At 53.3% G+C, this 306-nt stretch carries 1 rRNA gene; it reads left to right on the top strand.

Features of this window, described 5'->3' with window-relative positions:
- Positions 1-306, top strand: a 23S ribosomal RNA gene (locus tag KI363_RS21755); the annotation flags it as partial.

Raw genomic sequence — 306 nt, 5'->3', positions numbered from 1 at the left:
TTAGACAACCAGGATGTTGGCTTAGAAGCAGCCACCATTGAAAGAGTGCGTAATAGCTCACTGGTCGAGTGACTCTGCGCCGAAAATGTACCGGGGCTAAACGGATCACCGAAACTGCGGATTGACACCGATGGTGTCAGTGGTAGGAGAGCGTTCCAAGGGCTGTGAAGCTAGACCGTAAGGACTAGTGGAGCGCTTGGAAGTGAGAATGCCGGTATGAGTAGCGAAAGAAGGGTGAGAATCCCTTCCACCGAATGCCTAAGGTTTCCTGAGGAAGGCTCGTCCGCTCAGGGTTAGTCGGGACCT

This window comes from Lederbergia ruris, assembly GCF_018332955.1.
In the GTDB taxonomy this organism is placed as follows: domain Bacteria; phylum Bacillota; class Bacilli; order Bacillales; family Bacillaceae_C; genus Lederbergia; species Lederbergia ruris.
This window is presented reverse-complemented; position numbering and strand designations above follow the sequence as displayed.